The 22,039-nt window shown below is 64.0% G+C and carries 14 protein-coding genes; 8 read left to right on the top strand and 6 right to left on the bottom strand.

The features are described 5' to 3' along the window. Window positions 1-97 precede the first annotated feature (97 nt). Both BM177_RS05010 and BM177_RS05015 read left to right on the top strand, forming a co-directional pair. Entirely contained in the window at window positions 98-712 is a 615-nt protein-coding gene (locus tag BM177_RS05010; protein ID WP_091679121.1) for a glutathione S-transferase family protein, read from the top strand. Window positions 713-749: 37 nt separating this feature from the next. After that, window positions 750-2,372 (top strand): nitroreductase family protein, encoded by a 1,623-nt coding sequence (locus BM177_RS05015; protein WP_091679125.1) that lies wholly within the window; start codon window positions 750-752, stop codon window positions 2,370-2,372. 259 nt (window positions 2,373-2,631) lie between these two features. Here BM177_RS05015 and BM177_RS05020 read toward each other — a convergent pair whose 3' ends face one another. The 5 genes from BM177_RS05020 to BM177_RS05040 form a co-directional block, all read right to left on the bottom strand. Beyond that, entirely contained in the window at window positions 2,632-3,162 is a 531-nt protein-coding gene (locus BM177_RS05020; RefSeq protein WP_091679127.1) for a molybdenum cofactor biosynthesis protein MoaE, read from the bottom strand. Window positions 3,163-3,165: 3 nt separating this feature from the next. Beyond that, window positions 3,166-3,417, bottom strand: a complete 252-nt coding sequence (gene moaD, locus BM177_RS05025; protein ID WP_091679130.1) for a molybdopterin converting factor subunit 1 — start codon at window positions 3,415-3,417, stop codon at window positions 3,166-3,168. 33 nt (window positions 3,418-3,450) lie between these two features. After that, entirely contained in the window at window positions 3,451-4,047 is a 597-nt protein-coding gene (gene pgsA, locus BM177_RS05030) for a CDP-diacylglycerol--glycerol-3-phosphate 3-phosphatidyltransferase (RefSeq protein WP_091679135.1), read from the bottom strand. Between the two features lie 96 nt (window positions 4,048-4,143). Continuing rightward, entirely contained in the window at window positions 4,144-6,294 is a 2,151-nt protein-coding gene (uvrC, locus tag BM177_RS05035) for an excinuclease ABC subunit UvrC (RefSeq protein WP_175492503.1), read from the bottom strand. Window positions 6,295-6,424: 130 nt separating this feature from the next. Continuing rightward, on the bottom strand, window positions 6,425-7,528 hold the full coding sequence (locus BM177_RS05040; protein WP_244532141.1) for a PA0069 family radical SAM protein: 1,104 nt from the start codon (window positions 7,526-7,528) through the stop codon (window positions 6,425-6,427). Between the two features lie 280 nt (window positions 7,529-7,808). On the opposite strand from BM177_RS05040, the gene BM177_RS05045 reads away from it, so the two are divergent. The 6 genes from BM177_RS05045 to glgX are packed head-to-tail and all read left to right on the top strand — an operon-like array spanning window position 7,809 to window position 21,181. Continuing rightward, window positions 7,809-10,310: a glycogen/starch/alpha-glucan phosphorylase gene (locus tag BM177_RS05045; RefSeq protein WP_091679142.1), complete on the top strand. Its 2,502-nt coding sequence runs from the start codon at window positions 7,809-7,811 to the stop codon at window positions 10,308-10,310. Between the two features lies 1 nt (window position 10,311). Further along, window positions 10,312-12,579, top strand: a complete 2,268-nt coding sequence (glgB, locus tag BM177_RS05050; RefSeq protein WP_091679578.1) for a 1,4-alpha-glucan branching protein GlgB — start codon at window positions 10,312-10,314, stop codon at window positions 12,577-12,579. After that, on the top strand, window positions 12,576-13,835 hold the full coding sequence (glgC, locus tag BM177_RS05055) for a glucose-1-phosphate adenylyltransferase (RefSeq protein ID WP_091679145.1): 1,260 nt from the start codon (window positions 12,576-12,578) through the stop codon (window positions 13,833-13,835). Before glgB ends, glgC begins: the two co-directional genes overlap by 4 nt. After that, entirely contained in the window at window positions 13,832-15,283 is a 1,452-nt protein-coding gene (gene glgA / locus BM177_RS05060) for a glycogen synthase GlgA (RefSeq protein ID WP_091679148.1), read from the top strand. The genes glgC and glgA overlap by 4 nt, the downstream gene beginning before the upstream one ends. A gap of 19 nt (window positions 15,284-15,302) precedes the next feature. Further along, on the top strand, window positions 15,303-16,931 hold the full coding sequence (locus BM177_RS05065) for an alpha-D-glucose phosphate-specific phosphoglucomutase (RefSeq protein WP_091679152.1): 1,629 nt from the start codon (window positions 15,303-15,305) through the stop codon (window positions 16,929-16,931). A gap of 29 nt (window positions 16,932-16,960) precedes the next feature. Beyond that, a complete protein-coding gene (gene glgX, locus BM177_RS05070; protein WP_091679157.1) occupies window positions 16,961-21,181 on the top strand; it encodes a glycogen debranching protein GlgX in 4,221 nt (1,406 codons plus the stop codon). 14 nt (window positions 21,182-21,195) lie between these two features. On the opposite strand, the gene BM177_RS05075 is transcribed toward glgX, so the two are convergent. Further along, the gene (locus BM177_RS05075; RefSeq protein ID WP_091679161.1) at window positions 21,196-22,032 is read right to left on the bottom strand and encodes a hypothetical protein; all 837 of its coding nucleotides are present in this window, start codon (window positions 22,030-22,032) and stop codon (window positions 21,196-21,198) included. Window positions 22,033-22,039: the final 7 nt, after the last annotated feature.

Here is a 22,039-nt window from a genome sequence, read left to right on the forward strand (position 1 = left end):
CCGCAACGGCGCGGCGCGCGACGCGCGGAACAGGCCGATCTGGCGCGGCAATTGCGACCAGGGGTCTCATCGCAATTCCCGGCAAGGCGCGGATTGAATGAAGTTTTACATGACGCCAGGGTCCTGCTCGACGGGCATTCACATCCTGCTTGAGGAAATCGGCCTCATCTTCGAGGCCTATGTCGTCAATCTGGTCAAAGGGGACCATCTCAAGCCCGACTATCTCGCCATCAACCCGCGCGGAACGATTCCGACATTGGTGCGGGACGACGGCGTGGCGCTGACCGATTTTGTCTCGATTGCGACATGGCTGGCGGAGGCTCATCCGCGCCGGAAGCTGTTGCCGCAGACTCCGGCCGCCGCCGAGGACGCAATGGCGAGTTTGAGGTTTTGCGCCGAGCATATTCACGGCGACGGCTTCCGTCGCGTCTTCACGCCCGAGCGCTACGCGTCAGACAAGGTCCCGCCCGACGCCGTCAAGGCGCAAGGCAGGGAGATCGTCGGCAAGGCGTTCGAAACCGTGAACGCGGACCTGACGGGCAAGGATTACATAGCGGGCGATTTCTCGATTGCGGACGCGGCGTTGTTTTACGTCGAGTTCTGGGCCGACAAGACCGGGTTGGCGCTGCCGCCGAACTGCCTCGCTCACTATCAGCTCATGCGGACGCGCCCCGCCGTGCGGCAGGTTCTGGCCGAGGAAGGCTATCGATGAGTCCGGCGTTTGCCGGAGGGATCCTGCCGGGGCGACAATGAACTTCCAGCATGACGACAGTCTGCCCAAAGATATTCGCGGCTATCATCGGCGCACGAAACATGCGCCGATGCGCTATGCGCTGGGACCGGCGTTTTTAGATTGGACATCGCAGCCCTCGCCCTATCGCCTGTTCGCGGGAAGCCGGCAGATCTCGCTGCCGCTTCTGCGCGCGGAGGGTACGCCGCACTTTCCCGAGGCGGCGCCGCGACCCGCGCCGCTTGATCTCGACGCGCTCGGGCTCTTCCTTGAACTCGCTTTCGGGATCAGCGCATGGAAGAGCGCGGAAGGATCGACCTGGGCGCTGCGCAACAATCCCTCGAGCGGAAACCTGCATCCGACGGAGGCCTATCTCGTTCTCGACGCGCTCGCCGGTCTGGGCGATCATGCAGGGCTCTACCATTACGCCCCGCTCGCCCACGCGCTGGAGGAACGGGCGAGTTACGCCGTCGCGGGTGTTTTGCCCCCTGGCGGCTTTTTGCTGGGACTGAGTTCGATTCCCTGGAGGGAGGCGTGGAAATACGGCGAGCGGGCCTTTCGCTATTGCCAGCTCGACGCAGGGCACGCGATCGGCGCGGCCGCACAGGCCGCCGCGGCGCTCGGCTGGCGAGCGAGCGTTCTGCCGGAACCCTCCGACGATGACGTCGCGGACCTCCTTGGCCTGAACCGGCCGGACGCCGCTCACCGGCGCGAAGCGGAGCATCCCGATCTCCTGCTTTGGATCTCGGCCGCGGACGCGCCGCCGGGCGCGCTTGACTGGCGAGCGCTGACCGCCGCGCCGCCCGTCTGGCGCGGGGCCGCTAATCAATTGAGCGAGGATCATGACGGCTGGCCGCTGGTTGATCTCGCGGTCCGGTTTTGCCGGAAATCGCGGGGCGGCGGAGAGGTTGAGAAGAACCCTTCTTCGGCGGCTCCACCCCTGCCGCCGCCTCCGGAGTTCGCGGGCGTGACCGCCGCCGCGGCGGCGCGGAGGCGGCGCAGCGCGCAACGATTCGACGGCAAGGCGGTCATGCCGCTTTGTCCCTTCCTTGGAATGCTGGGCGCCGTCATGCCGGGCGCCGGGCCGCTCATGAACGCTTTTCCCTGGACCGCCGGCCTGACCCTTGTCCTGTTCGTTCATCGCGTCGAGGGCGTCGAGCCCGGACTTTATGCATTGGAGCGCGGCGCGGAGGCCTCGGCAAGATTTCGCGCCGCCGCATCGTCCGATTTCGAGTGGACGCCCGCGGGTTTCGAAGCGCCGTTGTTCCGTTTGCGCGGGGGCTCGTTCGAAAAGGAAGCGACGCGCCTCTCGTGTCTCCAGGCCATCGCGGGCAAGGGCTGCTTCAGCCTCGCCATGATCGCCGATTTCGACAGGATTCTCGATCTTTGCGGCGATTTCGGCTACCGGCGCCTGCATTGGGAGGCGGGACTCATCGGGCAGGCGCTCTACCTCTGGGCGGCCGCCGCCGGTCTCGCTGGAACCGGCATCGGCTGCTTCTTCGACGACGAAGTTCACGCCTTGCTCGGCCTGCCTGAAACGAACGCGCCATTTCAGGACGTCTATCATTTTACCGTTGGCGCGCCGGTCGAGGACGCGCGCATTCTGACGCTTCCGCCCTATCCTGAAGAACGATGGCGATAAAAGCGCCCGCCGCGCGGCCGGAAGGCGGGGACGCAAGCAATTCTCGATACTTCAGGCGAGCAATTTCTCGATACTTCAGAACCGAAGCAGGGATCGCGAACGCGCGTCGAAGCCTGCGTTTCCTCGCTGGATCATATTCTACTCGATCGGATGACTTCATGCGATCGGAAAGGGCTCTCTCCGCATCGCCGGGAAGTCCCGGATCGCCGGCGCGCGAAGGGCGCATCGGAGACCGCCGCAAGACCAGCGGCCTTTCCTTTCAGCCGCTCCACTTGCCCGCCGCGGCCTCGTCTTTCGCTTCCGCCTCGACCCAACCGGATAAAAGTTTGTGATCCGACTCTTTTTTTGAATCGGCCGCACCGGCGCGAATCACGGCGAATTCGCCCGAGGGATCGTCGGTCAGATGCTGTTTTTTCCAGAAGGGCGCCCGAGTTTTCAAATAATCCATCAGGAAGGACGCAGCCGAGAAGGCCGCGTCGCGATGCGCGCTGGCCGTAGCGACAAGGACGATCGGCTCGCCCGCTTTGATGAGGCCGTGCCGGTGGACGACGATCGCGCCGGCGATGGGCCAGCGCGCGATCGCTTCATCGACAATGCGGCTGATTTCGGCTTCAGCCATGCCGGGGTAATATTCGATCTCGAGCGCGGCCAGCGCGCCGCCTTCGTCGCGGCAAAGGCCGGTGAAGGTCACGACGGCGCCAAGATCTGTGCGGCCGCTGATGAGCGCGGCGCTTTCAGCCGCCGCGTCGAAACTCTCCTGCTGGACCTTGACGATGGAGACGGCCGCCAAGCGCTATCCTCCCGTCATCGGCGGAAAGAACGCGATTTCGCGTGCCGAATCGAGAGCGGTCTCGTGATTGACGTGGGTTTTATCGACCGCCGCCCGGATGGTTTTGCGATGCTCGAAGGCGGCCGCGTAGGATTCGTTTCTTTCGCTGAGCCAGCCCATCAGATCGGCGACGGTGGCGACGCGCTCGGGAAGAGTGACGTCTTCTTCGGCTTTGCCGACCTTTTCGCGAACCGAGGCGAAATAGAGGATTTTCATGAATTTGTTCCGCTTCGTCAGGGGCGTGAGGCGTCACTCGTCGATGACGTGCCGCAACGCGGCCCGGAGATAATCCCATCCGGTGTAAATCGTCAGCAGTGCGGAAAGCCAGAACAGGGCGAGGCCGATGTTCGTCGTCCAGGGGAGCACGGCGTCGCCCGCGGGCCCCGCGATCAAAAAGCCCAGCGCGATGAGTTGCAGCGTCGTTTTCCATTTCGCGATCCGGCTGACCGGGAGCGAGACCTTGACCTCCGCCAGTTGCTCGCGCAATCCCGAGACAAGGATTTCCCGGCACAAGATGACGATCGCGGCGACCAGCGAGTAGCTCATGATCGTATGATCCGCCACGAGCATCAGCAGCACCGAGGAGACCAGCAGCTTGTCGGCGATCGGGTCGAGCATCTTGCCGAGGGCCGATTGCTGGGACAGCGCGCGGGCAAGATACCCGTCGAGAAAATCAGTGATTCCCGCGACGATGAAAAGGCCGAGCGCGACCCACCTCATCGACGGAAGTTCCGGCCAGAACAGGCAGCCGACCACGACAGGCACCGCGGCGACCCGGCCGTAAGTCAGGATATTGGGTACGCTCCAGGTCTGGCCCGAGCTCCTCGAAGTCGTCGTGATCGCCATGATTCGAGGGAACAGTCTCTGTGAGTTTGCGTCAAGTCTATAACGAAGTCCCTCGCCTAAAGCGATGGGGGAGGCCGAATTTGCCGGGACCGTCATTCATTCGCGGCCCTCATGGAAGAAATCATAGACAAGGCGCGCCACTGCGGCGTTAACTCCCGGAACCTTTTCCAGATCCGGCAGGGCCGCCCGGGAAATCGCTTTGGCGGTGCCGAAGGCGTGCAGAAGGGCGCGTTTGCGCGCCGGGCCAACGCCGGCGATCTCGTCGAGGGGGCTTTTGGTGAAATCTTTCTTGCGCCGGGCGCGGTGCGTTCCGATGGCGAACCGGTGCGCCTCGTCGCGAAGGCGCTGCACAAAATAAAGTGCCGGATCGCGCGGCGGAAGCCGAAATGGTTCGCGCCCGACGACGAAAAACGTCTCGCGGCCGGCGTTGCGGTCCGCGCCCTTGGCGATTGCGGCGACGGTGACCCCGCTCACGCCGAGTTCCGCGAGGATCGCGCGGGCGGCGTCGAATTGACCTTGGCCGCCGTCGATCAGGATGAGGTCCGGCCGTTGCGGAAACGCCTCCTGGCGTTCGTCGGGGTCGTCCTGCGGCTCGGATTCAAGATCCAGATCGGCGACGACCGGATGATCGGGCGGCGAGTCCAGACTCGTCGAAGCCTGACTTGTCAGAATCTGGCTCGTCAAAATCTGGCCGGCCTCGTCCTTGACCAGTCGCGCGAAGCGCCGCCGCAGCACCTCGCTCATCATTCCGTAATCGTCGCCGGGCGTCAGCGTCTCGCTCTTGATGTTGAAGGTGCGGTAATGGGATTTCATGAATCCCTCGGCGCCGGCGACGATCATCGCGCCCACGGCGTTTGTCCCCATGATATGCGAATTGTCGTAGACTTCGATCCGTCGCGGGGGCGCGCTCAAGCCGAAGGTCGAAGCGAGCGCGCCGAGAAGCTGCTCCTGCGACGCGGATTCCGAAAGCCTGCGGCTGAGCGCCTCGCGTCCGTTTTGCGCCGCATGTTCCACAAGCTCTTTTTTTTCGCCTCTCCGGGGCGCGGCGATTTCGATTTTCTCGCCGCACCGCTCCCTCAGCGCCTGTTCGAGCACGGCCCGGTTTTCGATGTCGTGAGACGTCAGGATCAAATGAGGCGGTGGTTTATCGGCGTAGAACTGCGCAAGAAAAGCGTCGAGCACCTCCGCTGGCGAAAGGCTTTTGTCGGCGCGCGGGAAATAGGCCCTGTTTCCCCAGTTCTGATAGGCGCGAAAAAAGAACGCCTCGATACAGAATTGCCCCGCCTGCTCGACGACGGCGAATACGTCGGCCTCGTCCACCGTCTTTGGATTGACGCCCTGGGCCCCCTGGATCGCCGACAGCGCGGCGATGCGATCGCGCAGCCGCGCGGCGCGTTCGAACTCCATCAGATCGGCGGCGTGCGTCATTTCCTGCGCCAGGCGTTCGCGCACGGCGCGGCTCTTGCCCGTCAGGAAATCGTGCGTCTCGCGCACGAGCGCGGCATAATCGGGCTCGCTGATTTCTCCGGTGCAGGGCGCCGAGCAGCGCTTGATCTGATAGAGCAGGCAAGGCCTTGTGCGGTTGTCGTAAAAACTGTCCGAGCAGGAGCGCAGGAGGAATGCGCGCTGCAGCGCGTTGAGAGTGCGGTTGACCGCCCAGACGCTTGCGAACGGGCCGAAATAATCGCCGTTCCGGTTGCGCGCGCCGCGATGCTTGGTGATCTGAGGCGCGGAATGATCCTTGGTGACGAGGATATAGGGAAACGACTTGTCGTCCCGCATCAGCACGTTGAAGCGGGGCTTCATCTGCTTGATGAAATTGGTTTCGAGCAGCAGCGCTTCCGTCTCGGTTGCGGTCGAGACGAACACCATCGACGCCGTCAGTCCGATCATCCGGGCGATGCGGTTGGTATGGCCGGACAGCCGCACGTAGCTCGCGATGCGCTTGCGGACGCTTTTCGCCTTGCCGACGTAAAGGACTTCGCCGTCGGCGGCGATCATGCGATAGACCCCCGGCCCCGCCGGGGCGTGGCGCAATTGGGCTCGGATGACGGAGGCGCCGCGGCGCAGGGAGGCGGGCGCAGCCCCGTCCTCGGGACCGATGTCCAGATCGGGACCGCCTTCGGCCTCATCCAGGCTTGCCTCCAGACATTCGTCTGCGCGATCGTCTGGGGCAGGGGCAGGGGCAGGCGCAGGCCGGGCGGCGTGTCCGGTCGTTTCGGGAGCATTGTCCGGGGGACGGGTCATGACGCAGATTTAGGCTGTCCGTCTTCCGGTGAAAAGTCTCTTTGACGCGAGGCTCGTCCTGACTTCTTGACGCGAGGCTTCTTGGCTTCGGCCGTGCGTCCAGTCCCCGCGCGGCCCGGCGACTTTTCCATTATAGCAATTGCAATTGTTCCCCCGCGCGCGGGGGAGGCATGAAGAGATCCGTGCGCAACGGCGTCCGGCTTTTCGCCAGTCCCAATCGAGAGGCGGCGATTTCGAAGCGGCGTCCGACCGTCCACGCATAGGGGCCGGCTCCGGTCATGCGTTTGCCGAAGGCGGGATCGTAGTCCTTGCCGCCCCGCGTCGAACGCACGAGAGACATGACATGCGAGAGCTTGCCGGGGAAATGCGCCAGAAGCCATTGCTTGAAAATGTCGCGCACCTCCAGCGGCAGACGCAGCATGACATAACCTGCCCCGCTTGCTCCCATCGCCTGGGCGCGGGTCAGGATGGCCTCGATTTCGGCGTCGTTGAGCGCCGGAATGATCGGCGCGACCATGACAGCCGTCGGAACGCCCGCCTGCGCCAGCCGCCTGATCGCTTCAAGGCGGCGCTCCGGAGCGCTCGCCCTTGGCTCCATCTTCCGCGCAAGCTCCTTGTCGAGAGTCGTGACCGAGAGGGCGACCTTGACCAGACCTTTTTCCGCCATCGGGCCGAGCAGATCGAGGTCGCGCAGGATGAGCGCGGATTTTGTGACGATGCCGACCGGATGGTTGGTCCTCGCCAGAACCTCGAGGATCCGCCGCATCACCTTGCGCGTGCGTTCGATCGGCTGGTAGGGATCGGTGTTCGTGCCGATGGCGATGGTCTTTGGCCGATAGTTTCGCGCCGACAATTCACGCTCCAGAAGCTCGGCGGCGTTGGTCTTGGCGAACAGGCGGGTTTCAAAATCGAGGCCCGGGGAGAGGCCCAGAAACGCGTGTATCGGCCGCGCGAAGCAATAACTGCAACCATGTTCGCATCCGCGATACGGATTGATCGAACGATCGAAGGAAATGTCGGGCGATTCGTTGCGGGTGATGATGGATTTGGCGCGTTCTTCGCTGACATGGGTTCGTAGCGGCGGCAGATCATCGGCTTCGCCCCAGCCATCGTCTTCGCGAAACCGCGCCTCGCTTTCAAAACGGCCGCTGGCGTTGGTGACGGCGCCGCGACCATGCAAAACTCTAAGGTCCGGCAAAACCGCAAGGTCCGGCAAAGCCGTAAGGTCCGGCAAAGCCGTAAGCTCCGCGAAAGCCGCCAGATCTGGCAAAGCTCGCGCGCCCGGAGATTCAGCAAAGGCGGCGGAGCTGAAATGCGCCTCTTTCGCGAATGTCGGCACGAAAAACTCCGCATAAGGGGTCATCGACTTATTAGAACAAATAGAGAACGTTACGAATTCGGTCAAGGAGTTTTTCATCCGATGGAGCTTAGACTTGCGTCGGGATATTGGCCGGAGCCTCGAAATCCTGCGATAAGGGGCGGTCTGGCCGATCGAAGCGGGGGGGTGAGAGACAATGGATGCAAGGATCGAAGCGTCTCCCGGCGTCGAGGCTGGTTCATCCGGCGCAGGGGCGCTCGACGAGGCGGCCGGCATACGGGCGCGCATTCTCGACAAGCTGACCTATTCCGTCGGCAAGGATCCGCTCGCCGCCAGCGCGCGCGACTGGTTCGTCGCGACGGCGCTCACCGTGCGCGACAAGATGGTGGAGCGCTGGATCGCGGGCGTCAACGAGACCAAGCGGACTGGGCGCAAGCGCGTCTATTATCTCAGCCTTGAGTTCCTGATCGGCCGTCTTCTGCTCGATGCGTTGACCAACATGGAGATGGTCGAACCAACGCGCGCCGCGCTCGCCGGGCTCGGCGTGGACCTCGAGGACTTGCGCGACGTCGAGCCTGACGCCGCGCTCGGCAACGGAGGTCTTGGGCGCCTCGCCGCCTGTTTCATGGAGAGCATGGCGACCCTCTCGATCGCCGCCTATGGCTATGGCATCCGTTACGATCATGGCCTGTTCCGCCAACGCATCAAGAACGGGCGTCAGCAGGAATATCCCGAGGACTGGCTGTCCTTCGGCAACCCTTGGGAATTCCAGCGGCCGGAAATCTATTACGAGATCGGCTTTGGCGGCCGTATCGAAGCAGAGCATCGGCAAGACGGAACGCTCAAGCATACCTGGCGCCCGGCCGAAACGGTGGAAGCGCTTGCCTATGACACTCCGATCCCGGGCTGGCGCGGCCGTCAGATCAACACTTTGCGGCTCTGGTCGGCGCGTTCGCCCGACCCGCTGCGCCTCGATAAATTCAACAGCGGCGATCATTTCGGCGCGCTGATGGATCAGGTGCGCGCCGAATCGATTTCGAAGGTGCTCTATCCAAGCGACTCGACGCCCGCCGGGGAAGAACTCCGGCTCCGCCAGGAATATTTTTTCGCGTCCGCCTCGCTGCAGGATCTCGTCAATCGGCACCTGCGCCAGAACGGGGATCTGCATTCGCTGCCGGACAAGGTCGCGATCCAGCTGAACGACACCCATCCGGCCATCGCGATCACAGAGTTGATGCGCATTCTCGTCGACTGGCGCAACCTTGGGTGGGCGGAGGCCTGGAACATCACAAGGGCGACGTTCAGCTACACCAATCATACGCTGCTGCCCGAAGCCCTCGAGACCTGGCCGGTGCCGTTGATGGAGCGGCTTTTGCCGCGCCACATGCAGATCATCTACCTCATCAACGCAATTCATCTCGATCAGTCGAGCAAGCTGCCCGGGTCTACCGGCGAGCGGCTCGCGGCGATTTCCCTCATCGAGGAGGGGCATGGCCGGCGCGTCCGCATGGGGCATCTCGCGTTTTTGGGATCGCATAAAATCAACGGCGTCTCAAAGCTCCATACGGACCTGATGAAAGAGACGGTGTTCCGCGAACTGGACCTGGTCTTGCCGGGAAAGATCACCAACAAGACGAATGGAATCACCTTCCGGCGCTGGCTGAAGGAGGCCAATCCCGGCCTGACCGCGCTCCTTATGGAGGTCGCCGGCGACCGCCTTCTCGACGACCCGATGCTGCTTGAGAAAGTGGCGCATGTCGCGGGCGACGCTTCGTTTCAGGAGCGCTATGCGGCGATACGCCTCGTCAACAAGGCCGCGCTCGCAAAGCTCGTGCGTCGCCAACTCGGAATCGACATCGATCCCGGCGCGTTGTTCGACGTCCAGATCAAGCGCATCCATGAGTACAAGCGGCAGATCCTCAATCTTCTGGAGACGATCGCAGTCTATGACGCGATCCGCGCCGAGCCCATGCGGGATTGGATTCCAAGGGTCAAGATTTTCGCCGGCAAGGCGGCCGCGAGCTATACGACGGCGAAACTGACCATTCAACTCGCCAACGACGTCGCAAGGATCGTCAATTCGGACCCCACGGTGAGGGATCTCCTGAAGGTTGTGTTCCTGCCGAACTACAATGTCAGTCTCGCCGAAAAGATCATTCCGGCGGCGGACCTGTCCGAGCAGATTTCAACGGCCGGCATGGAGGCCTCCGGCACCGGCAACATGAAATTCGCGTTGAACGGCGCGCTCACCATCGGCACGCTCGATGGCGCCAATGTCGAAATCCGCGACAGGGTCGGAGCTGAGAATATTTTTATATTCGGCCTCACCGCCGATGAAGTCGAGGCGCGCCGGCGTCACCAGGGCATCGACGGGCGCGAGGCGATCGCGCGTTCGCCAAAGCTCGCGGAAGTGCTGGAAGCCGTCGCCTCGGGCGTCTTCTCGCCGGAAGAGCCAGACCGCTACCGGGGACTGGCGGACGCTTTGACCCATCACGACTACTTCATGGTCACGGCTGATTTCGAGAGCTATTTCGAGACGCAGCGCGCGGTGTTCCGACGGTGGCGGGATAAGCCGGCCTGGTGGAGATCGGCGGCGCTCAACACAGCGAATATGGGCTGGTTCTCCTCCGACCGGACGATCGCGGAATACGCGCAGGACATCTGGAATGTTCCGGTCCGGCAGCCGGGAAACGGCTGAAATGGGCGCAACCGGCGTCGATGCCGGACCCTCCGCCAATACGACCTGGCGCGTCGGCGCCGTCGACGCCGAAGCCCTGCTGAGCGGCCGGCATCCAGATCCCTTTTCGGTGCTTGGCCCGCATCAGACGCCGGCGGGCGTCGCCATCCGCGCGTTCGCGCCTTATGCCGAACGCCTCAGCGCGCTCGTCGAGGATGGAGCGACGATTATTCTGACCGGGAGTGGCGGCGGTTTTTTCGAGGGCCTCGCCCCTGGCCGAACGGGCCGTTTCCGCTATCGATTGAGGGCGGAGAACGCGGGCGGAACCTGGGATTATGAAGACCCCTATGCATTAGGCGCCGTGCTCGGGGAAATCGACGACTATCTTTTTGTGCAAGGCGCTCATCGCGAGATCTACAACAGGCTTGGCGCCCACCCTATGCGTTTCGAGGGGATCGAGGGGACGCATTTCGCCGTCTGGGCGCCGCGTGCGCTGCGGGTCTGGGTGGTCGGCTCCTTCAACGGCTGGGACGGCCGTTCGCATCAGATGCGCAAACGAATCGATTCCGGGCTCTGGGAAATTTTCGCCCCCGGAGTCGGCGAAGGCGCCGTCTACAAATATGAAATCGTCTCGCGCGACGGGCGCCTCCTGCCGCTCAAGGCCGACCCTGTCGGATTCGCCGGCGAAATGCGCCCCTCCACGGGTTCCATCGTCGCGCAAACCGAACATTTCGTCTGGTCGGATCTGGCATTTTCCGAACGCGCGAAAGCGTCCGATCCGCGGCGCTCGCCGATGAGCATCTACGAGGTCCATCTCGGCTCCTGGCGGCGGTGCCCGGGCGGCCGCTTTTTGTCCTACGACGAACTCGCCGTACAGCTTGTCCCCTACGCGGCCGACCTTGGCTTCACGCATCTGGAGCTTCTTCCCGTTTCAGAACATCCTCTCGACGAATCGTGGGGCTACCAGCCGATCGGGCTGTTCGCGCCGACGAGCCGGTTTGGCGATCCGTCCGGTTTCGCCCGTTTTGTGGACCGGGCTCATGCGGCTGGACTTGGCGTGATTCTCGACTGGGTTCCGGCGCATTTTCCGACCGACGCGCACGGCCTCGCCAAGTTCGACGGCGAGACGCTCTACGAGCATTCGGATCCGCGCCGGGGCTACCACCCGGACTGGAACACCGCGGTCTATGATTTCGGTCGCCCCGAGGTGATGTCGACTCTGGCCGCGAACGCGCTGTTCTGGTTCGATCGCTATCATATCGATGGGTTGCGCGTCGACGCGGTGGCTTCCATGCTCTATCTCGACTATTCCCGCAAAGAGGGCGAATGGGCGCCAAACCCCGACGGGAGCAACGACAACAAGGACGCCGTCGCCTTTCTTAGAAGAGTCAATGAACTCGTCTATGGCTTGCATCCAGGCGCGTTCACCGTTGCGGAAGAGTCGACGGCCTGGTCGGGGGTCTCGGCGCCGACCAGCGCGGGCGGCCTCGGCTTCGGGTTCAAATGGAACATGGGGTTCATGCACGATACTCTGGAGTATATGGCGCTCGACCCCGTGCATCGCCGCTGGCGTCACGACAAGCTGACGTTCGGCCTGCTTTACGCTTTTTCGGAAAACTTCGTGCTGCCGCTCAGCCACGATGAGGTCGTGCACGGCAAAGGCTCGCTTTGGCAAAAAATGTCGGGCGACGACTGGCGAAAGTTCGCCAACCTGCGCGCCTATTACGGGTTCATGTGGGCGCATCCCGGCAAGAAGCTTTTGTTCATGGGGCAGGAATTCGCGCAGCGCCGCGAATGGAGCGAGGCGCGCGAACTCGACTGGGATCTTTTGCAATCGCCTGCGCATCGGGGCGTGCAGAGATTGATCCGCGACTTGAATCATCTGCATCGAACGCAGCCCGCGCTCCACGCCCGCGATTGCGAGCCCGAAGGCTTCCGCTGGATCGTCGCGGATGATCAGGAGCAGTCGGTCGCGGCCTTTGTCCGGTTTGGCGCGGCGGGCGACCCGCCTGTCGTCATGGTCGCCAATTTCACGCCGGAGCCTCGCCGCGCCTACAGGCTTGGACTGCCGCGGCCGGGAGGATGGCGCGAGATCCTCAACACGGACGCGGATGTTTACGGGGGATCGGGAATGGGAAATCTTGGCGGTGTCACCGCGGCCTCTGACGCGTTGCATGGCTTTCCGGCATCGGCCGAACTGACCCTGCCGCCACTATCGACGCTGTATTTCACGCCTGCGGACGAGCCGTCCGCAGAGACGACGATCCTTGCTCGAGGGATGCCGGCATGAGGCTCAGCGCTCCGATCGGCCGGCAAGCGATGGCCTTTGTTCTTGCGGGCGGACGCGGCAGCCGCCTGATGGAGCTCACGGACCGCCGCGCGAAGCCCGCGGTCTATTTTGGCGGCAAGTCCCGGATCATCGACTTCGCGCTTTCGAATGCGTTGAATTCGGGGATCCGCCGCATCGGCGTCGCGACTCAATACAAGGCCCACAGCCTCATCGGCCACCTGCATCGCGGCTGGAATTTTTTCCGGCCCGGCAGCAATGAGAGTTTCGATATCCTGCCCGCGAGCCAGAGGGTTTCGGAAACCCAATGGTACGCCGGCACCGCCGACGCGGTCTATCAGAACATCGACATCATCCGCGACCATGCGCCAAAATACATGGTGATTCTCGCGGGCGACCACATCTACAAGATGGACTACGAGATGATGCTGCAACAGCATGTCGACACGGGCGCCGACGCGACGATCGGATGCCTCGAGGCGCCGCGCTCCGAGGCCAGCGGCTTTGGCGTCATGCATGTCGACGAGAAAGACCGGATCATCGCCTTCGTCGAGAAGCCGAAGGATCCGCCGCCGATGCCGGGCTTTCCAGACCTGTCTCTGGTCTCGATGGGCATTTATGTGTTCGAGACGAAATTCCTGTTCGATCAGCTCGAACGCGACGCCGCCGATCCTCATTCAAGCCGCGATTTCGGCAAGGACATCATCCCGCATGTGGTCCAGAACGGCATTGCGGTCGCGCATCATTTCGCGCGATCCTGCGTGCGCTCGGCAAACGACGGCGAGGCCGTCTACTGGCGCGATGTTGGCACTGTCGACGCCTATTGGGAAGCCAATATCGACTTGACCGACGTCGTTCCCGATCTCGATCTCTTCGATCGCGAATGGCCGATCTGGACCGACGGGGCGGTGACGCCGCCCGCGAAATTCGTGCACGACGAAGATGGCAGACGCGGCATGGCGATCTCGTCTCTGGTCTCCGGCGGGTGCATCATTTCCGGCGCGAAGGTCAGGCGCTCGCTCCTGTTCACCGGCGTGCGGGCCAATTCCTATTGCGACATCGAGAACGCCGTCATTCTGCCCTATGTCGATATCGGCCGCTCCGCGCGCCTCAAGAATGTCGTCATCGACCGCGGCGTCAAGATCCCGGAAGGGCTCGTCGTCGGCGAGGATCCAAAGCTCGACGCCGCGCGATTCCGGCTGACCGAAAAGGGGATCTGCCTGATCACGCAACAGATGATAGATCGGCTCGGCGCATGAGCGCGATCAAGGTTCTCTCCGTCGCTCCGGAAATATTTCCGCTGGTGAAAACCGGCGGATTGGCGGATGTCGCGGGCGCGCTCCCGCGCGCGCTGGAAGCGGAAGACGTTCATGTCGCGACCCTCGTTCCGGGTTATCCGGCCGTCATGGCGGCGATTGATCGCGCGGAGCCCGTCCTCAAGGCGCCAAAGCTTTTTGGCGGCGAGGCGCGCGTGCTTCGGGCCTATGCCGGCGAGCTTGATCTGTTCGTGCTCGACGCGCCGCATCTCTTCAAGCGGCAGGGCGGACCCTACGTCGGGCCAGACGGGCGTGACTGGCCCGACAATGCGCAACGTTTCGCCGCTCTGGGACAAACCGCGGCGCAAATCGGCCTCGGCCTCGCGGGAAATTTTCAGCCGGACGTCGTTCATGCGCATGACTGGCAGGCGGGGCTGGCCGCCGCCTATCTCAACTATGAGTCCAGGTCGCGTCCGGGAACGGTGATCACGATCCACAATCTCGCGTTCCAGGGTCAGTTCCCGGCCGATGTTTTTCCTTCGCTCGGTCTGCCGCCGCAGGCCTTCCATATCGACGGCGTCGAATATTACGGGATGGTTGGTTATCTGAAGGCGGGGCTGTTGCTGTCTGACAGGATCACCACCGTATCGCCAACCTACGCCATGGAGATCAGGGCGCCGGAAGCCGGGATGGGGCTCGATGGCCTGCTGCGCGCCAGGTCCGGGGCGATCACCGGCATTTTGAACGGGATCGACGTTGACGTGTGGAACCCGGAAACCGACCCGTTGATCGCAAAAAACTACACGCTGGAGACACTGGCGCAACGGCGCGTCAACAAGGTCGCCCTGCAGGAAGATTTCGGCCTCGAAACCGATTCTGACGCCCTGCTCATCGGCGTCGTCAGCCGCCTCTCGTGGCAGAAAGGCCTCGATCTTCTCCTCGCCAACCTCGACGTCCTGCCGCGCATCGGCGCGCAGCTTGTGTTGCTGGCGTCGGGCGACCCGGCGCTCGAGGAAGGCTTTCGCGCCGCCGCTGCCGCGCAGCCGGGAAGGGTCGGCGCCGTCATCGGCTACAACGAGCGCGTCGCGCATCAGACCCAGGCGGGCGCCGACGCGCTCGTGATCCCTTCGCGGTTCGAGCCCTGCGGCCTGACCCAACTCTGCGCGATGCGCTATGGCGCGATCCCCATCGCGGCCCGCGCCGGCGGCCTCGCCGACACGATCATCGACGCCAACGAGATGGCGCTGGCTTCGGGGGTCGGCTCCGGGCTTCTGTTTTCGCCTGTCACCGGCGAAATGCTGTGCGCCGCGCTGGAACGCGCCGCGCGGCTCTGGGTGCAGCCCGAGGCGTGGGCGCGGCTCATCGAAAACAGCATGACGACCGATGTCTCGTGGCGCAGGCCCGCGGCGGCCTATGCGAAATTATACAGGGATCTTATCGCCGAACGTTGAAGGTAATTTGGGAAACGCCATGATCGCCGCCATCGCAACGACGCCCTTTGAGGGCCAGAAGCCCGGCACCTCCGGACTGCGCAAGAAGACGCCCGTATTTCAGCAGCCGCGCTATCTTGAAAACTTTGTGCAGGCGATCATGGATTGCCTTGAAGGTTTCGAGGGCGCGACCCTGGTCGTCGGCGGCGACGGCCGCTACTTCAACCGCGAGGCGATCCAGATCGTTCTGAAGATCGCGCTGGCGAACGGGTTCGGCCGCATTCTCGTCGGGCAGGGCGGCGTCCTTTCGACTCCGGCCGCCTCGAACCTCATCCGCAAAAATCGCGCGTTCGGGGGAATCGTGCTGAGCGCCAGCCATAATCCAGGCGGACCGGATGGCGATTTCGGCATCAAATACAATGTCGGCAACGGCGGCCCGGCGCCGGAAAAACTGACCGACGCGATCTACGAGCGGACCAAGACCATCGCGCATTACAAGATCCTGGAGGCGCCCGACGTCGATGTCGACACATTGGGAACCGTCCGGCTTGGCGGCGGCGAGATCGAAGTGATCGACCCTGTTTCCGACTACGCGGAACTGATGCGGGGGCTGTTCGACTTCGAGCGCATCGCCGCGTTGTTCAGAAGCGGCTTCCGCCTCAGGTTCGACGCCATGTCCGCCGTCACCGGCCCCTATGCGATTCGCATCTTCGAGGAGCTTCTGGGAGCGGGCGCCGGCACGGTGATGAACGGAACGCCGCTGCCTGATTTCGGCGGCCATCATCCGGACCCCAATCTCGTCCATTGCAAACATCTCCTTGACCTTGCGATGACGCCGGACGGACCCGATCTTTGCGCCGCCTCGGACGGCGACGGCGACCGCAATCTCATCATCGGGCGCGGCCAGTTCGCCACCCCCTCGGACAGCCTCGCCATCCTCGCCGCAAACGCGCGCCTTGCGCCCGGCTACGCTGGCGGAATCGCCGGAATCGCCCGCTCGATGCCGACGAGCCGGGCCGCCGACCGGGTGGCGCAAGGGCTCGGGGTCAAGCTCTACGAGACGCCGACGGGCTGGAAGTTTTTCGGCAATCTGCTCGACGCGGGCCTCGCCACGATCTGCGGCGAGGAAAGCGCCGGCACCGGCTCCAATCATGTGCGCGAGAAGGACGGGCTGTGGGCGGTCCTGTTGTGGCTCAACATTCTTGCGGCGCGAGGCGAGAGCGTCAAAGCCGTCGTCGTGAGCCATTGGGCGCGCTACGGGCGCAATTATTATTCGCGGCACGATTACGAGGAGGTGGCGTCGGACGGCGCCAATGCGCTCGTCAAGGCGTTGCGTGAGGGCCTGCCGGCTTTCAAGGGAAAGCGCTTCGGCGGGCTCGCGATCGCGAGCGCCGATGATTTTTCCTACCACGATCCGGTGGACGGCTCGGACTCGACGCATCAGGGCGTGCGGCTGCATTTCGAAGACGGCGCCCGCATCGTCTACCGGCTTTCGGGCACCGGAACGGAGGGCGCGACATTGCGGGTCTATATCGAGCGCTTCGAGCCTGATCCGGCGGGCCAAAATCTGGAGACCCAGGAGGCGCTCGCCGAGCTCATCGCGCTGTCGCGCGAGATCGCGCAGATCGAACGCTACACCGGCCGCGCGGCCCCCTCGGTGATCACCTGAGCAACGCCGGCGCGCAAGGATCGCGGCGCCTGACGCCGGGACGGCCGGAGCCGCTTGGCGCAGTCGTCGAGGGCGACGGAATCAACGTCGCCGTCGCGTCAGGCTCGGCGCAGGCGATTTTCGTTTGCCTGTTCGACGCGGACGATCAGGAAGTTGAGCGGTTTCGACTGCCGGGCCGCACGGGCGACGTCTTCCATGGCCATGTCGCGGGCGTCGGCGTCGGGGCGCGCTACGGATTGCGCGCCCAGGGCGTTTTCGATCCGGCGGCGGGACAGCGGTTTAATCCGGCCAAACTGCTTGTCGATCCGCTCGCAACCCGTCTCGACCGGCCGTTCAGGCTCGACGCCAGCCTCTTCGATGCGCGCATTCATGGCGCCGCCGAGGATCATGTGGACAGCGCGGCCGTCGCGCCCAAGGCGATCGTCGAGGCGGCGCCCCCGTTCCGCGCGCCCCGGCGCGCCAGCGTCGAATGGCGCGACCTCGTCATCTATGAGATGCAGGTGCGCGGCTTCACCGCGCTCTGCGATGATGTCCCGGCCGGCCTCCGCGGTACGTTCGCCGGGCTCGGGCATCCTGCGTCCATCGCCCACCTGACGAGGCTCGGAATCACGGCTGTCGAACTGCTTCCGGCCGCGGCCTGGATCGACGAACGGCATTTGCCGCCGCTCGGTCTGGCGAACTCCTGGGGCTACAATCCCATCGCTCTGCTTGCGCCCGATCCGAGACTGGCGCCGGGCGGATTTGACGAGGTCCGCGCCGCCGTCGAGGCTCTGCAGGGCGCGGGAATCGCGGTTCTCCTCGACGTGGTCCTGAACCATACCGGCGAAAGCGATGAGCTTGGTCCCACATTGTCGCTGCGCGGCCTCGACAATTCCGGATATTACCGGCTCCAGGACAACGACAAAGCCCGTTATGTCAATGACGCCGGATGCGGCGACGTGCTGGCGCTGGAGCGTCCACAGGCGCTCCGGCTGGCGCTCGACGCGCTGCGGGCATGGGCCTGCCGCGCAGGCGTCGACGGATTTCGCTACGATCTCGCAACCGTGCTGGCCCGGCGCGGCGACGGCTTTGATCCAGACCATCCGCTGCTCGCCGCGATCGCGCAGGATCCCTGGCTGCGCGATCTGATCCACATCGCGGAGCCCTGGGACATGGGTCCTGGCGGCTATCAGCTTGGCGCATTCCCGTCCGCGTGGGGCGAGTGGAATGATCGCGCGCGGGACACATTCCGCCGCTTCTGGCGCGGCGACGAGGGGCTGCGCGGCGATCTCGCCTCCCGGCTTGCCGGGTCCGCGGATATCTTCGCGGGCCGCAACCGCAAGCTGTCGCGCTCGATCAATTTCATCACCGCGCACGACGGCTTCACCCTTGCCGATCTTGTCGCCTACACGCGAAAGCGCAACGAAGCGAACGGGGAGTTCAACCGCGATGGGACCGACGACAACCTGTCCTGGAACTGCGGCGCGGAAGGCGAGACCCCGGACGCCGCCGTCAACGCGAGGCGGCAAGCCGATGCGCGGTCGCTTCTGACGACGCTGCTCGCCGCGCGCGGGACGCCCATGCTCGGAATGGGGGACGAACTTGGCCGCACGCAGAAGGGCAACAACAACGCCTATGCCCAGGACAATCCTCTCTCGTGGATCGACTGGTCCAGCGTCGACGAACAGCTGATCGAATTTTCCGCGCGGCTGATCCGGCTGCGCCGCGCGACAGGCGCCTTGAGCGCGGAGACGCCTCTCACCGGCGCGCCGGTCGATGCGACGGGGATCCCCGATGTCGAATGGCTGAACGCCGACGGCGAACCGCTCCGCATCGAGGATTGGGGGGATCGCGGCGCGAGGACGTTGGCGGCGGTCTTCTACGATGAAGGCGCCGGGGATTTGCGCGCGCCGGGCCGGGCGGCGGTTTTTATCAACGGGAGCGGCGTCCCGGCGCTGTGGCGGGTTCCTCATCCGCGGGACCAGCATGTCTGGTGTCTCGAGATCGATTCATCGCAACCGGCCAGAGTCGCGACTGAACTGGAAGAAGATCGGCTGATTGTGGCCGCGAGAGCTGTCGTGATTCTCGCCGAGCGTTTCAGCCCTTCTCCAGCGCGCCGCGCAGAAGTCCCGGACCATGTGCTTGACGCGCTCGCCTCCGCAGCGGGCGTCGCCCTCGACTGGTTCGACGTGGACGGGAAGCGTCACCTCGTTCCGGCGGACGCGAAACGCGCAATTTTGTCGGGCCTCGGCCTGCCAGCGTTCTCGGTCTCGGACGCGCGCGCGAGCCTTGTCGTTTTGGCCGAAGAAAGGGAGCTGCGGCCGCTCCCGGTCGCGCTCGCTCTCATCGAGGGGAGACGCCAGGCGATCCGGCTTGGCGGGCGTCTCGCCGATCTTGAAAAGCCGGCCGTGCTGACGATCGAGCTTGACGACGGATCGTCTCGCCGGATCGTGATTGCGCCGGGCGACGGGCGTCATCTCGAAATCGCCGCGGCTGACGGACGTAAGGCGAACGTTCGCGATGTCGTTCTCCCCATGCTGCCGGCCGGCCGCCATCGCATCCGTTCCGACGAGGCGCCGGACTCCCTGTCCCATGTCGCAGTGTCGCCGGAAACGGCGCACCTTCCGGACATTCTGCACCATGAAAAAGTCTTCGGACTGACCGCGCAGCTCTACAGTCTGAGAAGGGACGGGGATCAGGGGATTGGCGACTTCACCACCTTGAAGATCCTCGCCGGAGCAGCGGCGGGCGCCGGCGCGGCGATGGTCGGGATCAACCCGCTTCATGCGCTTTTCCCAAGAGAGCCTGATCGGGCGAGTCCTTATCATCCATCAGACCGGCGGTTCCTGAATCCGCTCGCCATCGATCTCTTTGACCTTCCAGATGAGCTTTTGCCGGATCCTGTTCGCGCCGACCTCCGCCGCGCGGAGCCCGAGGCCGCCCGGCTCTCGGCGCTGGGCTGCGTCGATTACAGGGCCGTCAACGCGCTCAAAGATGCAATTTTACGGCGGCTCCATTCGGTCTTCCGCGAACGCGCCGGAAACGCTCCCTCCGACCGGCTTGTGGAAGATTATCGCCGATTTGTGGAGGCCGGAGGAGACCGGCTTCGGCGCTTTGCGATTTTTTCTGCGATCGAGGACTTCGTCGGCGGCCCGCTCGATAAGTTTCCCTCCGCGCTGAAATCGCCCGATGCTCCGGCTGTCGCGGCTTTCGCGGCGGCGCACGAGGACGCTGTCGACCGGGCGATGTTCGCTCAATGGCTCGCTGACCGCCAATTCGCCGCCGCGGCGCAATCCGCCCGTTTTGCAGGACTTGCTCTGACTTTTTTCAGGGACCTGGCGGTCGGCTGCGCGCCCGATGGCGCCGAGGCCTGGGCGCAGGCGCATCTGCTGATGCGCGGGCTGTCGATCGGCGCTCCGCCCGATCCGCTGGGTCCGAATGGCCAGGTCTGGAATCTGCCGCCAGCAAATCCGCGGATGCTCTTGCGGGACGGTTTCGACTCGTTCGGCGCGCTCATTCGCGCCAACATGACTTACGCGGGGGTCTTGCGCATCGATCATGTACTGGGTCTGAAGCGCCTGTTTCTGGTTCCCGACGGCGCGGAGGGAAAGGACGGTGCGTATTTAAGCTATCCGTTCGAGAATCTTCTGGGTCAGGTTGCGCTTGAGAGCACGCGCGCGCAAACGGCGGTCGTCGGCGAGGATCTCGGGACGGTTCCTGAAGGATTGCGTGACCAACTCGCGCGGGCCAATATCCTGTCCTATCGGGTGATGCGTTTCGAGCGCGAAGGAAAGTCGTATATTCCGCCCGACCGCTATCCGCATCTCGCCGCCGCCTGCGTCGCGACGCACGACCTTCCGCCGCTCGCCGGCTGGTGGGCGGGCGTTGACCTTGCCGAGTCAAACGACCTCGGGCTGCTGTCCGAGCCTTTAGCGGCGCAGGCAAGCCGGCGCGTCGAAAAAACAGAATTGCTGGAAGCGCTCGCCGATGTCGCGCCGCCGGGGAATATCGCGGATCCCGACGCCCCGTTGAGCGTCCCGGCGGCATGCGCGGTCCACGACTATATCGCCAGATCGAACGCGCTGATCGCTCTCGTCCAGGTCGACGATCTTGCCTTCGAAACCCGCCCCGTCAATCTTCCGGGAACCGACAGGGAACGGCCCAACTGGCGCCGCAAACTCATGGCGCCGCTGAAAACCCTGCTTTCATCGGAACGGGCGCTTGCGATATTAGAGGTGGTGCGGAATGCGCGACGAGGCCGCAATGATTGAACGAGCCTTGATTTTCACGCGCCCGATGCGAACTCCGGCTTGCTCCCCATTCGGCTTTTCTGCGAGCGATCGTCGTCATCAGCGGCGGCGTCGGCGACCTCGTGCAACGTATCCTGCGCCGCGCTTTTGACGCGGCCATATTGCTGGATCGCGATGTCCGAGGCGGCGCGTCTTGCGCTGTCGCTTACGCCGCCAAGATAATCGCTTTCGGTCCGTGTGACCGGCAGCGCCGCTCCGATCGCGGCGCCGGCTGCGACGCCAAGAGCCGCGATGACGAACGGCTGCTCCTCGATGATGTCCGACAACGAGCGCTTCACGTCAGCGAAAGACGAGCGGGCCCCGCCGATCTGATCCTTGGCGTAACGCGCGCCCGACGACAGATAATCGCGCGTCGTCTCGGTCGCCTGTTCCGCGGCGCCGCTGATGTGGTCGGCGACATCGCCGGCCCGGTCCTTGATATCCACGGCCCTGTCGCCAAGCGACGAGACGAGATCCGAAACTTTTTCGGCGGCCTTCTCCATCGGTTTGACGAGTTTCTCCTTGAAATCGCCGACGCCTGATCCGGCGGATGTTCGTCCGCCATGGGATTTGCGATGGCGTTCGCCGGCAGGCAATAACAACATCGCCGCGCCGAATCCGATCAATGCTACGGCGACAGGATTTTCCCGCGCTGCTTGTAGAATGCCATTCATGAGAGCCTCGCCGCCTTTTCCGCTATTCCACATCAGTTCGCTGACAAGTGGTCCAGGTGAGAGATTGTCTTTGAGTTTATCGACAGAAGATTGGAGGCGCGCACGCGCGCGTTCCGCGTCACGTTCGCTCTGCGCGACGACGTCGCTGATGTCCGTCATCACAACT

Origin of the sequence: Methylocapsa palsarum (genome assembly GCF_900114285.1) — a bacterium.
GTDB classification, from domain to species: Bacteria; Pseudomonadota; Alphaproteobacteria; order Rhizobiales; family Beijerinckiaceae; genus Methylocapsa; species Methylocapsa palsarum.